This is a genomic window from Tenacibaculum sp. 47A_GOM-205m (assembly GCF_000518405.1).
GTDB lineage: Bacteria > Bacteroidota > Bacteroidia > Flavobacteriales > Flavobacteriaceae > Polaribacter > Polaribacter lutimaris.
In genome coordinates this window covers 152,679-167,813 of record NZ_JADN01000008.1, presented here as the reverse complement: position 1 = coordinate 167,813, position 15,135 = coordinate 152,679, and the positions used below count along the sequence as shown (strand labels likewise).

The 15,135-nt window shown below is 31.1% G+C and carries 16 protein-coding genes; 4 read left to right on the top strand and 12 right to left on the bottom strand.

The window, feature by feature from the left end; genetic code table 11:
- Window position 1: 1 nt before the first annotated feature.
- From N534_RS0109625 to N534_RS0109605, 5 genes are all read right to left on the bottom strand, one after another.
- Window positions 2-472, bottom strand: a complete 471-nt coding sequence (locus N534_RS0109625) for a biopolymer transporter ExbD (protein WP_028892288.1) — start codon at window positions 470-472, stop codon at window positions 2-4.
- Between the two features lie 17 nt (window positions 473-489).
- Entirely contained in the window at window positions 490-1,116 is a 627-nt protein-coding gene (locus N534_RS0109620) for a biopolymer transporter ExbD (protein ID WP_028892287.1), read from the bottom strand.
- 6 nt (window positions 1,117-1,122) lie between these two features.
- A complete protein-coding gene (locus N534_RS0109615) occupies window positions 1,123-1,566 on the bottom strand; it encodes a hypothetical protein (protein WP_028892286.1) in 444 nt (147 codons plus the stop codon).
- A 7-nt stretch (window positions 1,567-1,573) separates the two neighbouring features.
- Window positions 1,574-2,302 carry a MotA/TolQ/ExbB proton channel family protein gene (locus N534_RS0109610; protein ID WP_028892285.1) on the bottom strand — a complete coding sequence of 243 codons (729 nt, stop codon included), beginning with the start codon at window positions 2,300-2,302 and terminating at the stop codon, window positions 1,574-1,576.
- 253 nt (window positions 2,303-2,555) lie between these two features.
- Window positions 2,556-3,587: an asparaginase gene (locus N534_RS0109605; RefSeq protein WP_028892284.1), complete on the bottom strand. Its 1,032-nt coding sequence runs from the start codon at window positions 3,585-3,587 to the stop codon at window positions 2,556-2,558.
- Between the two features lie 94 nt (window positions 3,588-3,681).
- Between N534_RS0109605 and N534_RS0109600 the strand changes: the two genes are divergently transcribed.
- Entirely contained in the window at window positions 3,682-4,380 is a 699-nt protein-coding gene (locus tag N534_RS0109600; RefSeq protein ID WP_028892283.1) for a zinc metallopeptidase, read from the top strand.
- Window positions 4,381-4,468: 88 nt separating this feature from the next.
- Here N534_RS0109600 and lepA read toward each other — a convergent pair whose 3' ends face one another.
- Window positions 4,469-6,265 (bottom strand): translation elongation factor 4, encoded by a 1,797-nt coding sequence (gene lepA / locus N534_RS0109595; RefSeq protein ID WP_028892282.1) that lies wholly within the window; start codon window positions 6,263-6,265, stop codon window positions 4,469-4,471.
- Between the two features lie 193 nt (window positions 6,266-6,458).
- Here lepA and dusB point away from each other — a divergent pair, with 193 nt between their 5' ends.
- The 3 genes from dusB (at window position 6,459) to N534_RS0109580 (ending at window position 10,016) form a co-directional block, all read left to right on the top strand.
- The gene (dusB, locus tag N534_RS0109590) at window positions 6,459-7,457 is read left to right on the top strand and encodes a tRNA dihydrouridine synthase DusB (RefSeq protein ID WP_028892281.1); all 999 of its coding nucleotides are present in this window, start codon (window positions 6,459-6,461) and stop codon (window positions 7,455-7,457) included.
- Between the two features lie 108 nt (window positions 7,458-7,565).
- On the top strand, window positions 7,566-9,326 hold the full coding sequence (locus tag N534_RS0109585) for a tetratricopeptide repeat protein (protein ID WP_028892280.1): 1,761 nt from the start codon (window positions 7,566-7,568) through the stop codon (window positions 9,324-9,326).
- Window positions 9,327-9,500: 174 nt separating this feature from the next.
- Complete coding sequence (locus tag N534_RS0109580) at window positions 9,501-10,016, top strand: hypothetical protein (RefSeq protein ID WP_028892279.1); 516 nt, start codon at window positions 9,501-9,503, stop codon at window positions 10,014-10,016.
- A gap of 74 nt (window positions 10,017-10,090) precedes the next feature.
- On the opposite strand, the gene N534_RS0109575 is transcribed toward N534_RS0109580, so the two are convergent.
- The 6 genes from N534_RS0109575 to N534_RS0109545 all read right to left on the bottom strand — a co-directional run bounded on the left by N534_RS0109575 (window position 10,091) and on the right by N534_RS0109545 (window position 15,083).
- Window positions 10,091-10,684, bottom strand: a complete 594-nt coding sequence (locus N534_RS0109575; protein ID WP_028892278.1) for a hypothetical protein — start codon at window positions 10,682-10,684, stop codon at window positions 10,091-10,093.
- Window positions 10,685-10,689: 5 nt separating this feature from the next.
- Window positions 10,690-11,892, bottom strand: a complete 1,203-nt coding sequence (locus N534_RS0109570; RefSeq protein ID WP_028892277.1) for an ABC transporter permease — start codon at window positions 11,890-11,892, stop codon at window positions 10,690-10,692.
- A gap of 39 nt (window positions 11,893-11,931) precedes the next feature.
- Window positions 11,932-12,327 carry a 30S ribosome-binding factor RbfA gene (rbfA, locus tag N534_RS0109565; protein ID WP_028892276.1) on the bottom strand — a complete coding sequence of 132 codons (396 nt, stop codon included), beginning with the start codon at window positions 12,325-12,327 and terminating at the stop codon, window positions 11,932-11,934.
- A gap of 21 nt (window positions 12,328-12,348) precedes the next feature.
- Window positions 12,349-12,996: a response regulator transcription factor gene (locus tag N534_RS0109560; protein WP_028892275.1), complete on the bottom strand. Its 648-nt coding sequence runs from the start codon at window positions 12,994-12,996 to the stop codon at window positions 12,349-12,351.
- Between the two features lie 50 nt (window positions 12,997-13,046).
- Complete coding sequence (locus tag N534_RS0109555; RefSeq protein ID WP_028892274.1) at window positions 13,047-13,802, bottom strand: sensor histidine kinase; 756 nt, start codon at window positions 13,800-13,802, stop codon at window positions 13,047-13,049.
- A gap of 624 nt (window positions 13,803-14,426) precedes the next feature.
- A complete protein-coding gene (locus N534_RS0109545) occupies window positions 14,427-15,083 on the bottom strand; it encodes a hypothetical protein (RefSeq protein ID WP_038005880.1) in 657 nt (218 codons plus the stop codon).
- Window positions 15,084-15,135 lie beyond the last annotated feature (52 nt).

Below are 15,135 nucleotides of genomic sequence, written 5' to 3'. Positions count from 1 at the left end.
ATTACTTATTAATTACACTTCCTTTGTGTGTAGATAAACTTAATTTAAGAGCATTAACATCTCTTAATTTTTCACGAATATCGGCTAATGTACCAACACTAGATTCTTTATCTGCCTTAATAGAAGTTGTCATAAATGGTACTTCTGCTTCAGAAACGTTATCTCTTTCAAGATAAATAAAAGAAGGCACATCATCTGGTGTAGCAATCTTATCGTTTAACTGAATTCTATTGTATCCTGTACCATATTTAGCGTCTTTTGCTTTACCAACATAAATTGTACTCACTAAACTTTTACGCTCAAGTTTTTTTACTTCACTTGCACTAGGTAAACGAGGTGAATCAATTAATAAATCTGTTTCTCTCATAGTAGTTGTAACCATGAAGAAAAATAATAACATGAAAACAATATCTGGTAAAGACGCCGTAGATAAAGCAGGCATCCCTTTCTTCTTTTTTCTAAACTTAGACATACTCTTATATTGTTTTATTATTTAACATTTGTTGGATCAGTATCTGAAATAATTTGAGGGTAACTCGCCTTAATATCTTCTACTTTCTTTCTTAAAGACTCATCTTTTCTTGCACTATCAATAAAAGCTTTTTCAAGTTCGTCAAAACTCATACCATATTTTTCTTGGCATAATCTATTACGTAACTCAGTGTATGCTCTTAATAATTCATTTTGAACAGCAACGTAAGTACCATACTCAGTACCTCTATCACTTTCAACAGAAATAATAGCCTTGTTAGGGTGATCTGATGATTCTGGATCTTTTGCTCCTTTACAATAGTCACAAGCAGCTCCAGCTTCTTTCCCTGGCATTGGGTTACCAATACCTCCACCATTATCTATAAATTTTACAGCTGCATCCTTTAAGTCTTTTAACTCCATAACTTCATTCTCAACTAAAAGTTGGTTGTTTCGGTTAATACTTACTTGAAAGATGTTTTTTTCTTTAACGATTGGTGGTTCAACTTCAGTTTTTTCAGCTAACTTTTTAGGGATACCTGAATCCACATCCATCGTTGTTGTTACAAGGAAAAAGATAAGTAGCAAGAAGGCAATATCTGCCATCGAACCTGCATTAATTTCTGGGTTTTCTCTTCTTGCCATAATAATCTATGATTTAACTAATCCTTTTAATAAATCCCACACGAAGAAACCTCCTGCGATCAATATTAATATAACACTTAACCAAATACCTGTACTAGTATTCTTAGAAACACTACTACCTGCTGCTGCAATTACTTTTTCGTTTGCGTCAATAACTTGTCCGTCTGCTGAAAGTATATAAGAAACCACTAATAAAACTCCCATTCCTAACAAACCTAACAATGCTTTTTTCAAAGCTGCTGGATTCTTAAACAAACTTAATATTGAAGCTAACACCGTAACTCCTGCTGTTAATCCTAATAATACTAAAGAATAAGTAACTAAAGGAGATACAGCATCTGACATAGCCGCCTTATCGTCTTCATTTACTCCTAAAGTCGTTAAAAATAAAACAATTCCAACAAGAGAAAGTAATGCTACAACGATTGTTATTAATCTATTGTTCTTCATACTTCTATTATTTTTTATACTTTGCTAATAAGTCGATTAAAGAAATAGAAGCATCTTCCATGTTATTTACGATACTATCTACCTTAGAAATAATATAGTTATAGAAAATTTGTAATATAATTGCTACTACTAAACCGAATACTGTTGTTAAAAGTGCTACTTTAATACCACCTGCTACTACCGCTGGAGAGATATCGTTTGCTACTGCAATCGCATCGAAAGCTCCAATCATACCAATTACAGTTCCCATGAACCCTAACATCGGTGCTAAAGCGATAAATAATGAAATCCAAGAAATGTTCTTCTCTAATAATCCCATTTGCACGCCACCATATCCTACTACAGCTTTTTCAGCAGCATCTAAACCTTCATCAGCTCTTTCTAAACCTTGATAAAAGATAGAAGCAACAGGACCTTTTGTGTTTCTACAAACTTCTTTAGCAGCCTCTACTCCACCTGAACTTAAAGCTTCATCAACACTAGCTACTAGTTTTTTTGTATTGGTTGTAGCCATATTTAAATAAATAATTCTTTCAATTGCGATAGCTAAACCTAAGATTAAAGCTACTAATACAATTCCCATAAAACCTGGACCACCTTCGATAAAATATCTTTTTAAAATTTGGTGGAAAGTTTCTGATCCTTCTGCCGCTGCTGCGTCTTGAGCATAAGTTGATTGAATAGCTCCTAAAAACATAAATCCTGCAATAGTTAGGATATTTACTACTTTTTTCATTTTGTTATAATTAATTTTAAATAGTTAACGGGTTAAAAATACAAATTTTACTGCTAAAAACTTATTTTTTTACAAATAAGTAATGCTTTTATTGTACTTATTACGTTTTTAAATTTTTCAGAGTGGCAAGTAACAAAAAAATGTTGGGAGATTAAAAAAAATCTCTAGTATTTATACTACTAACCTGTTTTTTAACGCTTTTCCTTAGTAGTTCAAGCAGTTACGAATGTAAATTTAACGATTTATTTACAATTTAAGCCATTTCTCCTCTGAGGGATTTTTCAAAATAACACTTAAATTCTTCTTTTGACAGCTTTTCTCCTAATAAATACATCATTTTTGCTACAGCTGTTTCAGTAGTAATATCCTTACCATCAACAATTCCAATACGTTTTAATTCAGAACTTGTTTCATAATGCCCTAAAATTACACTTCCTCCTGTACATTGAGTTACATTAACAATGTATATCCCTCTTTTTACAGCATCCTCCAATAAATCAACAAACCATTTTTCGGTAGGTGCATTACCTGAGCCATAGGTTTCTAAAATAATTCCTTTTAACTCTGGAATATTTATAAAACTTCTTACTACTGATTCTGTTATACCTGGGAAAAGTTTTAAAATAGCTACATGGTTATCTAATTTTTTTCTAAAAACCAGCTTTTTTTCTTCTTTATTTGGTTTTAACAATAAGTGATGATTGAAGTTTAAATGCACTCCACTTTCTGCCAAAGGCGGATAATTCATTGATGCAAATGCTTCAAACTGTTCAGCATTTATTTTTGTAGTTCTGTTAGCTCTATATAATTTGTACTCAAAATACAATCCTACTTCTTGAATTATAGGTTTACCATTTTCATAAGTAGAAGCTACTTGAATAGAGGTTATTAAATTTTCTTTTGCATCGGTACGTAAATCTCCTATAGGCAATTGCGACCCAGTAAATATCACTGGTTTTTGTAAATTTTCAAACATGAAACTTATCGCCGAAGACGTATAAGACATAGTGTCTGATCCTGTTAACACTACAAATCCGTCAAATTTGTCATAATTATCAGAAATTATTTCAGCTATCTGGATATAATAACTCACATTCATATTTGATGAATCTATCGGTTCATCAAAAGAAATAGTAGAGATTTCACAATTCAACTGCTGTAATTCTGGTATTTTACTTGAAATCTGACTAAAATCAAAAGCCTTTAAAGCTCCTGTATTATAGTCTTTAACCATACCAATGGTTCCTCCTGTATAAACTATTAAAATTTTAGGTTGTGTTGTCATTTTGACATTTTTAATTTCCTTAACTAATTTGGAATAATTTATGTTGTAAATTTATCCAGCAAAAATGATACAAAATTTTAAAACTATATAAATTATGATAGGATTTTATGTACTGATAGGTATAATATCTTTATTCAGTTGGTTAGTAAGTAACACTTTACAGCGTAAATTTAAAAAATATTCGCAAGTTCACTTACGTAATGGTATGAGCGGAGCAGAAATTGCTCAAAAAATGTTAGCAGACCATGGTATTTATGATGTACAAGTAATTTCTACTCCTGGTAGATTAACTGACCATTATAACCCTCAAAATAAAACAGTAAACCTTAGTGAAGCTGTATACAACCAACGTAATGCTGCAGCTGCAGCAGTTGCCGCTCACGAAGTAGGACATGCTGTACAACATGCTACAGCTTACCAATACTTACAAATGCGTTCTAAACTAGTACCAATGGTTAGTATTACTTCTCGTTTCTCTCAATGGATGGTAATTGGTGGTATTGCTTTTGGTGCTGCCTCTGGGAGTACAGGTATAGGTTTTTATATTGCTTTGGCTGGTTTAGCTTTTATGGCTTTAGGTACAATTTTTAGTTTTGTCACTTTACCTGTTGAATATGACGCTAGTAATAGAGCTTTGGCTTGGTTAGAAAACAAGAATATGGTAAGTCGTGAAGAATTAGCTGGATCTAAAGATGCTTTAAAATGGGCTGCAAGAACATACTTAGTCGCTGCATTAGGGTCGTTAGCTATGTTACTATATTGGGCTTTACAAGTTTTAGGAAATAGAGATTAGTTTCTCCTAAGTATAAAAATTTAAAAGCCGTTTTGATTAAATCAAAACGGCTTTTAAATATTATATTTTATCTATAAATCTATAAAAGCTAATCATTCAACTTCAGTACAGCCATAAACGCTTGCTGTGGAATTTCTACGTTTCCTACTTGACGCATACGTTTTTTACCTTTTTTCTGCTTTTCTAATAATTTACGTTTACGAGAAATATCTCCTCCATAACATTTAGCCGTTACATCCTTACGTAAAGCTTTTACGGTTTCACGAGCAATAATTTTTGCTCCAATAGCAGCCTGAATAGGAATATCAAATTGTTGGCGCGGAATCAATTCTTTTAACTTCTCACAAATACGTTTTCCAATTGAATACGCATTACTATCATGTAATAAAGCTGAAAGTGCATCTACTATTTGTCCATTTAATAACATATCTACACGCACTAACTTCGATTGTTTCATTCCAATTGGATGGTAATCAAATGATGCATATCCTTTAGAAACCGTTTTTAATCGATCATAGAAATCGAATACAATTTCTGCCAAAGGCATGTCAAAAATTAATTCAACTCTTTCTGGAGTTAAGTATGTTTGATTTACAATTTGCCCACGCTTTTCTATACAAAGTGACATTACCTGCCCAACAAAATCTGCTTTGGTAATAATTGAAGCTTTAATAAAAGGCTCTTCTACTCTATCTAATCTTGATGGATCTGGTAAATCTGATGGGTTATTTACAATAATCACCTCATCAGGGTCTTTCTTAGTAAATGCGTGGTAACTTACGTTAGGAACCGTAGTAATAACGGTCATATCAAACTCACGTTCTAAACGTTCTTGAATAATTTCCATGTGTAACATTCCTAAGAAACCACATCGGAAACCAAACCCTAATGCTGCAGAACTTTCTGGTTGAAATACTAATGAAGCATCATTTAACTGCAACTTTTCCATCGAAGCACGTAATTCTTCATAATCTTCTGTATCTACGGGATATATTCCTGCGAATACCATTGGCTTCACATCTTCAAAACCTTCAATTCTATCAGTTGTTGGATTTGCAAAATCAGTAATTGTATCTCCTACTTTTACTTCTTTCGCTGCTTTAATTCCTGTAATTAAATACCCAACATCACCTGTCTTAATCTCATTTTTTACAACTTGATTTAACTTCAAAGTCCCTACTTCATCAGCACCATATTGTTTTCCAGTTGCCATGAATTTTATTTGTTGATTCTTTTTAATAGAACCATCAATTACCCTAAAGTAGGTTTCAATTCCACGATATGAGTTATACACCGAGTCGAAAATCAATGCCTTTAATGGCGCGTCAGGGTTCCCAGTAGGTGCAGGAATTTTTTCAATAATTGCTTTTAAAATATTGTCAACCCCAAAACCTGTTTTTCCACTTGCATGAATTACATCTTCAGGATTACATCCTAATAAATCAACTATATCATCAGTTACCTCTTCAGGATTTGCTGAAGGTAAATCTACTTTATTTAGTACAGGAATAATTTCTAAATCATTCTCTAACGCTAAGTATAAGTTAGAAATAGTTTGTGCTTGAATACTCTGTGCTGCATCAACAATTAACAAAGCACCTTCACAAGCTGCTATAGAACGAGAAACTTCATAAGAAAAATCTACGTGACCAGGAGTATCGATTAAGTTTAGAATATAATTTTCTCCTTCGTAAACATAATCCATTTGAATCGCGTGCGATTTAATTGTAATTCCACGTTCGCGCTCTAAATCCATGTTATCTAGTAACTGGTTTTGCTTTTCACGCTCAGTAACTGTGCCTGTATAATCTAATAATCTATCGGCAAGAGTACTCTTACCATGATCAATATGTGCAATAATGCAAAAATTTCTAATGTTCTTCATCAATATAAAAATTTCTCAAACCATTTTAGACACTTAGGAAATCCGTTTTAACAAAACCGCATTATTTACTAAATACCCATTATGGGTTCATTCGTCGTAATCTAACTACTTGTGACTTGCAAAGATACTTCTTTGAAAAACGATGTACAATTAAAAATTTACACAATAAAAAAATAAAAAGTAACTTTGCAGCATGGTAAAAATAGGTAACATAGAACTTCCTGATTTTCCGCTATTATTAGCGCCGATGGAAGATGTAAGTGATCCACCATTCAGAGCTTTATGTAAAGAAAATGGTGCTGATGTAGTGTATACTGAATTTATTTCTTCGGAAGGATTGATTCGCGATGCGGCAAAAAGCGTAATGAAGTTAGATATTTACGAAAAAGAACGCCCTGTGGGGATTCAAATTTTTGGCGCTAATTTAGAATCTATGCTAAAAACAGTGGAAATTGTTGAAAAATCAAATCCTGATATTATCGATATCAATTTTGGATGCCCTGTAAAAAAAGTAGTATCTAAAGGAGCTGGTGCAGGAATTTTAAAAGATATTGATTTAATGGTTTCCCTTACCGAAGCCATGGTAAAACACACTAAATTACCTGTTACTGTGAAAACTCGTTTAGGTTGGGATCATGATTCGATCAGAATTCTTGAAGTTGCCGAACGTTTGCAAGATGTAGGTTGTAAAGCCATTTCTATTCATGGTCGTACACGTGCACAAATGTATAAAGGTGAAGCCGATTGGGCTCCTATTGCCGAAGTAAAAAACAACCCAAGAATGCATATACCTGTATTTGGTAATGGAGATGTTACCTCTCCTGAAAAAGCGATGGAAATGCGTGACGTTTATGGATTAGATGGTTGTATGATTGGTCGTGCTTCTATTGGATATCCTTGGTTTTTTAATGAAGTGAAACACTATTTTAAAACAGGAGAGCATTTACCAGGACCAACAATTTCTCAACGTGTTGATATGGCACGTCGTCATTTAGAAATGGCTATAGACTGGAAAGGCGAACATTTAGGAGTTGTAGAAACCAGAAGACATTATACCAACTATTTTAAAGGAATTCCGCATTTTAAAGAACACCGTATGAAAATGGTAACTTCAGATGATCCTAAAGATGTTTTTGCTGCTTTTGACGAAGTACAAACTAAGTTTGGAGATGCTACTGTCACCTTAGGATAATAGTGTAAATCCCCTTTTTAGCTTATTCATTTTCAATGAATTACTTTTTACTTTTAAACCAGCAAAAGAAGCTGTATATTTGGTTTAACTAACCATTTACACCTTATTTTGAAGTATCAACTTGTATATATACTACTGGTTACTATACTCCTACAACCATTTTTTGGTTTCTCACAAGAGCTTCCATTAAACAATACAGATGCTTTAAAACTATATCATCAAATTAATAACGAAATGAATGAAGAATTTCCTGTTGATGATATTAAAACTTATACTAGAGATTCGTATTCTGAAACTCAATTAAAAAAATACTTATCTCTTCTGTATCGAAAACTAGACTTACTTCCACAAATTGAAGACCATTACTATTTAAAAATTCAAAGTTTTCTTGATGCTGGGAATTGGTTTTACAAGGTTGGATTTCCGAAGGAATCAATTAAATGGTATAATCAATTTTTAAATTTCTATGTTGAAAACGAGGGTAAGCTTTCTTCCGAAGAAAAAAACTCATTAATAGAAATGCATAATCATGCTTACAGTGTTTTAGCTGCTGATTATGCCAAACTTTCAATTCTTGATAGCGCAGAGTATGCTCATAAAGCCAACATAAACTACTCTAAAACTTTTAATAAAATTTACTACCCTTCTGCCATTAATAATTATGGGTTATTTTTTTACTGGAATAAAAGCAACCCCGACAAAGCACTTCCTTATTTTAAGAAAGCCTACGAAATTACCTTAACCAACTTCCCTAATCATACACTTCTAGGAAGTGTTCGAGATAATATTGCCGACATCTACTATGAAAAAGGAGAGTATAATTTAGCAGCACCATTATATGCTGAAAATTTCAAGTTTTTTAAAAATGCTATAAATGAAAAATCACAAAATCGTGACACACCTCGCTTAATTAGCGCCGGGGCACAATTAGTGAACACTAATATAAAATTGGGGAAGTTTACAGAAGCGAACACCAACTTTAATAGGTTAGAGAAAATAATTACAGAAGAAAAAATTTCAGGAAGGTTAACTCCTGATTCTGAATTAGAATTTTTACAAACCAAAGAAACCTTACAAAATGCCTTAGGGCTAACAACACAAGCTTATGCTACTTTAAAAGTGATGAAACAATTTTCTGACAGTATACAAAACCTTGAAGATATTACCGATGCCACTTGGAGAAAAGAACTCAATAATGCAACATTAGACAGGGTTGCTCTTAACTTTGAGCTAGAACGAATGGTTAAAGAAAACCAACTAAAAAGCCAACAATCTAAATTTTGGATTGTTACTCTCTCATTTTCGTTTATAATTCTACTACTAGCATCATTATTTTTAAGAAGAAGACAACATATTATTAATGCAAAAAACAAACAAGAACTTGCAGAACGTACACTAGAAGTTGAAAGCTTAAAAGTTGAAAAGCTCAATTCCGAAATTCAATCTAAAAAACGTGATTTATCTGATTTTGCCATTAACTTATCACAACAACAAGAGTGGATAAAATACGTAGCCGATAAAGTGCATGCTTTAAAACAAACTCAAAACTCAGAAAGAGAAGCGCTTTTAAATGAGTTAGAACAAGAAATAAATAACAAAGTTACTTTCGATGCAGACACTCAAATGTTTTATGAAAAGCTCGATAAATTAAGCGATTCTTTCTACCGAAATTTAACAACTAAATTCCCAGATTTAAGCAAAAATGAAATACGTTTGTGTTCGCTTATTAGATTAAAAATTAACAGTCGTAGTATTGCTACTTTACAAAATATAACTCTAGCTTCTCTTAACACTAGCCGTTATAGACTTAGAAAAAAATTACACCTTACAGAAGACATAAACTTAGATGCTTTTATTCAATCCTTATAAAAACTCTCTTCAATACTATTTTGTCTATCATTTGTCTATTAGCAGATTATTATCTGTCTATGGTAATCTTAATTGAAAAACTGTCTTTTATTTTACCTTTATAAACTCCTTATTTATTTCACTTACCCCATAATAACCCCAATAACTAAGTCTAATCATAATAATTTTTAACTTATGAAAACTAAAGTAATTGGTTTAATTATGCTCGGTCTAACCAACCTAATGTTTGCTCAACAAAATTTTTTGGCTGTAAACGACGTATCTTCTAACCTAAACAAAAAAAAAGCAACAGTTGAAAGCAATAGTTCTTTTGTAAATGCTGTTGAAAACTCAGATCAATCATTGCAGATAAAAATGCTTCGCAAAAAAATGTTAGAATTCAACATTGAAAATTTAAATGTTTATTCTAAAAACGATCCTTCTAATTACGATGTAGTACTTAAAGAAGGTAAAAACAAGATTGCTATCACCTATAATCAACAAGGTGATATTTTAAACTGTAATGAATATTTTTATGACGTAAGACTCCCACTATCTTTACAAAAAGAAATTGTAAAAAAATATCCTGGATGGAGTTTTGCTTCAACTAAATATCATTTGACTTATGAAAAAAACAAAAAAGCAAAAACTAAATACAAAATACTATTGAAGAAAGATGAGAAAACAAAAACAATAGTCATAAAAGAATAAGACTACTCTAGCTACTACTAATATGTAAAAGACCAAGATTTATAAAGTCTTGGTCTTTTATTTTTCTATAAAAACTATTCATTTATTTTAAAAGCCATTACTAACTTTTCTACCTCTGGTAAAAACTTATCATAATGCTCGTTTAAAGCTGAATACTCTATTGTATAACCTTTATTCCTATAAAAAAATAAGAAAACCACATTAGTGTATTTATACTTTCTTTCGTCTCCGTACTTAACTATATATAATTTACCATACTTCTTATGCTTAGTAGTATGTAAACTATATTTAAAGTCTTTAAACCTCCATTTTTCTTTTAATGCAATAAACCTTTCTAAATAATTTTCAATATTAGTTGTCTCTTTCCATCTCTTTTTAACATCATTATTATATGCTATAATATTAACCGTTGCATAACTAGAATCAACCCTCTTATCTTCTATTTTTTTATAAAACGATAAAAAACCAGTTTTAACTTCACGCTTATCATATGTTTTCCAATCATTTATTTCAGAACCAAAAGAAAAGTTCACGACTTTCTTTGTTGACTGTAAACTATCTAGTTCTTTAAATGGTGTGTTTTTGTAGTAATCAAAATTGCTAGAAGCACATGAAATCACTAACATGATTGCCCCTATAAGCATATAGGGTAAAAGACTTTTTTTCATAGAAATTATTTTTCTATAAAATTAACAGAAATTCTTGAACTTGCAATTTTAGCTGCCAAATAACCTAAAGTCGAAATTGTAACAATAACTACTAATAGATTCACCAACCTAAATTCAACTGGATAAGCTAAGCTTTCTGTAATCATTAATAATTCAAAACGTTGCTGAATCAACACTAAAAGAACTCCTAAAACCAATCCTATTGCCATTCCAACTAGGGTCAATAAAAAACCTTGATAAATGAAAATCTTTTTTATTTCCTCTACGCTACTTCCTAAATTAAATAATGTTTTTAGGTTTTTACGTTTATCAATAATCATCATTATTATTGAACCTATTACATTGAATAAAGCAATAGCTACAATCAGTGTAAAAATTAGATACGATATGAAGTTTTCAGTATTAATTACTTTATAATACAACGTATTTAACTGTGCACGAGTTTGTACTTTCAAATCTTCCCCTAAAGCAGCTTGTAGTTTTTCTTGAAATGAATCTAAATCAACTCCTTTTTTTAAAGCTAATTCAACTCCCGTTATTTGATTTTCTTTATACCCTAACAATTCTTGTGCTAACGAGAGTTCGGTAAACACATATTTATTTTGAAACTCTTCTGAGCCTGTATACACACCAACTACTTGTGTAGATACCGATCGAAAAGCATTGTTAGCATTGATAAATCCTTTTCCTGGTTTCGGAACTAAAATCTGCAAAGGCTCTCCGAAATTAAAAATTCCTAACGACAATTTATACGAAATTCCATAACCAACAACAGCTGTGTTTTCATACTGTTCATCTATCCAAGTTCCAACCGTTAATATAGAATCTGCAGGAATTATAGATGAATAATTAGCATCTACTCCTTTTATTTGAGCAATATGATCTCTGTCTTTATATTTTAAAAAAACTCTTTCTTCTACAACTTTTGAATACGCTTTCACATCTTCTTCTTGTTGTAGAATTTCATGAAGTTTTGTTGAATATTCGAGAGATTTTCCTTGAGTTGCAGTTATTTTTATATCAGGATCCGATGCATTTAGTAAAGAGTCACTAAAAGTTTTTAACCCTGAAAAACCTGATAAAACCACAAATAACGCCAAAGCACCTACTACAACACCAAAAACAGCAATTGCCGTAATAATATTAATTGCGTTAGTACTTGTTTTTGAGAACAAGTATCGTTTAGCTATGTATAGTGAAAAATTCAACCATTAATAAATTTAGCTAGCCAAAGTAAAGAAAATTTATTAACGTTTTTGGCGACGAGGTAAGATATCTGGATTTTTTATTGGATCAATGTCCTCTCCTTTTAAAGATTTGTCAATATCTTCAATGTAATCTAAACTATCATCACCAAAGAATAGCAATTCTGGCATTCTTCTAAGTTGATTTTTTGTTCGCTGTGCTAATTCATGACGAATTAAAGGAGTATTAGATTTCACCCCTTCTATAATCTCATCTCTTTTTTCTGAAGGAAATACACTTAAGTACACTTTAGCTACTCCTAAATCGGCAGTAACCGAAACTTTAGATACCGATATAATCACTCCCTTCATTCCATCTTGAGCAGCACGTTGTAAAACGTCTACCAAATCTTGTTGCAATACTCCTGCAATTTTTCGTTGTCTATTTGTTTCTTCCATGCTGCAAATTTAAGCATAAAATTACGGAGTATAAATTTTATTTTTTATGGCATACATTACCAATCCTACTCTGTTTCTTACGTTTAATTTAGTAAACAAACTATCACGATAACCATCTATTGTTTTTGGGCTTAAAAACATTTTTTCGGCTATTTCTTTATAGGTTAACTCAGAACAAGCCAACTTCATAAAAGTAATTTCATTTTCTTTGAATGCGAGATTATTTCTTTCCTTCTTTCCAGAGACTGAATCTAGTAATAAAGTAGTAACATTTTTGGTGTGATAAAAACCATTATCCATCATTTCTAGAAGAGCCTTTTCTAGTATCTCTTTTTTGGTATCTTTTAACAGGTAACCAACAGCCCCAGCTTTTAACATTTTCAAAATAGTTCCGTCAGCATCTTCTACAGATAAGGCCATGACATGTACCTGCGGATAATTTTCCACAATCCATTCGGTAGTTTCAATACCATTCATCACAGGCATATTTACATCTACTAAGACTAAATCAGGTATATTTTTAGGTGAGGCAGAAAATTTTTCTTCAACCTCTTTTCCATTTTTACAAGTGTAAAGCACTTTGAATTTATCAAAGGTGTTTACCATACCTTCAATAGCCTGTGACAATAACGTATGATCATCTACAACAACAACTGAGTATTTCATAATTTCATAAGTTAGATTAGTATTAGTTGTTGGGGAATATACACTAAGGCTCTTTAAATATAATAATTTATTATTAAACTTGTTCCTTTTTGAGGTTCTGATTTGAATTTTGCTTCTGCATTTATCAATTTTGCTCTTGCTTTTATATTCTGTAAACCTATACCTTTTAAACCTATTCTAACCATATCAAAACCCACACCGTTATCTTGTGCTCTAATTTCAACAGAATCATCTTTGTAATTTAAAAACACTTCTAACTTAGTTGCTTTAGAATGTTTAATGGTATTGGAAAAAAACTCTTGGAGTATCCTAAAAATAATAATTCCATGTTTTTGATTAATTTCCAGTTCTCTACCTATTACCTCTAAACTTGCTTCAATATAATTTAATCTATTAAAACGGGCTATTTCTAATTCTAAGGCTTTCTTTAACTTTACACTATTAATAAAATCAGGGTTAATTATTTTTGACAGAGCTCTAACTTCTGTTAAACTCTTCGCAATAATTTCAGAGATTTCTCCCATACTTTCAGGTGAAGCATGCTGTAATTGTATTCTAGCTAAAGTTAGGAGTTGCCCAATATTATCATGCAACTCCCAACTAATATTTCTCAATGTTTCTTCTCGAATTTCTATTTGGGTTTCAGCTATTTCTCGTTCATACCGTTTTTTGTTTTCAGCACGTTCTAACAATAATTTATTCTTACGATTTTGAAAAACAGTAAACAATACCACTAAAAAAACAACTCCTAAAATTGTTAAAATTGTAGTTATTACAACAATTATTATTCGACTTTCTTCCAACTCCATAACAAACCTATTATAACACAACTATGTAAAAGAATAGTTACTACAAATTGTATATTGTGTATTTGAAAAAAAGCCACTCCTTTTTCCATGAAACTATATATTCCCATAAGAGGTATTGAACCTAAATAATATAACAGCAAACCAGTTGTGATCCAAAATATTATATCTGTTTTATAGTTTACTATTTTATCTGACAACAAGATCTCTCTCAATGATAAAAACAATATTATAGCCATTAAAAAAGCACCTAAGACAATAACAAATGAATTAAAATTAGAAAAATTAAAATTGTGATACCAATACCAAATAAAACACGTAACATTAAACAATGCAATTGAACTTATTATAGTTCTTTTTGTAATTTTATCATTGGACACTTCATTATAAAACATAAAGAGTAAATTAAACTCTATTAAACTATAGACATTATATATATAGTTTGTATTATCAACACCCTCATTTAAAGCAAAACCTACAACAATTTCTACTAAAACTGTAAAAATTAGATATAATATAAAAAATCTTATTTTTTTAAATGTAGAATCTTTAATATATCTATATATGTACAAAATTGAAGATAAACTAATAAACAAAAAAGATAGATAATACATATTTTTTAGCCTTTTAATATGGTGGTGTAGGCTTTAACCTGTTTGACCCTGAACTATCTTCTAAATCATCTTGCGGTGGATTAAAATTCATTATCCCTGCTTTTTGTTCTTCTTTAGAAATTCTACTATTATCATAAGACCAATTATATCCTCTTTTTGCTAAAATAGATTTAAAAGTTACAGGCACTCCTTTTTTAGACTTTAACGGGTCAAATGTCACAAACTCTTCACCATCTATAGTTGTTGTTGGCATGAAAATTAATGTTTGATAACCTGCCGTTTTAGATCCAGAATAATTTTCAGGATAAGCAGTTGAAATGATATTAATTCCCGTTAATGGAATTTCTTTTTGAGCACATAAATTCTCAATATAACCTAAATAATCTTTTAATTGTTGAATCGGATAACTGTTTACCCTTGTATCTTCAAAACCTAACGATTTCTCTAACACTTCTTTCCTTGTTTTATCATACGACTCTAACATGTTTACAATTTCATTATACTTTAACATGTTTGAAGGTCTTCCTTTATCTACATAACAAAATGTTCCTTCTGGCACTTGAGATTGCCAATCATCACAATCACACTTTTGATTGGCATTGTCGCACGAAGCAATAAAACTCATTAATAGAGCTACAAACATTAGTTGTAGTAGGTTAGTTTTTTTCATGATTAATTGATTTTTTGATTTCTTAAATATAGGAGGTTAATTTTTAATAAAA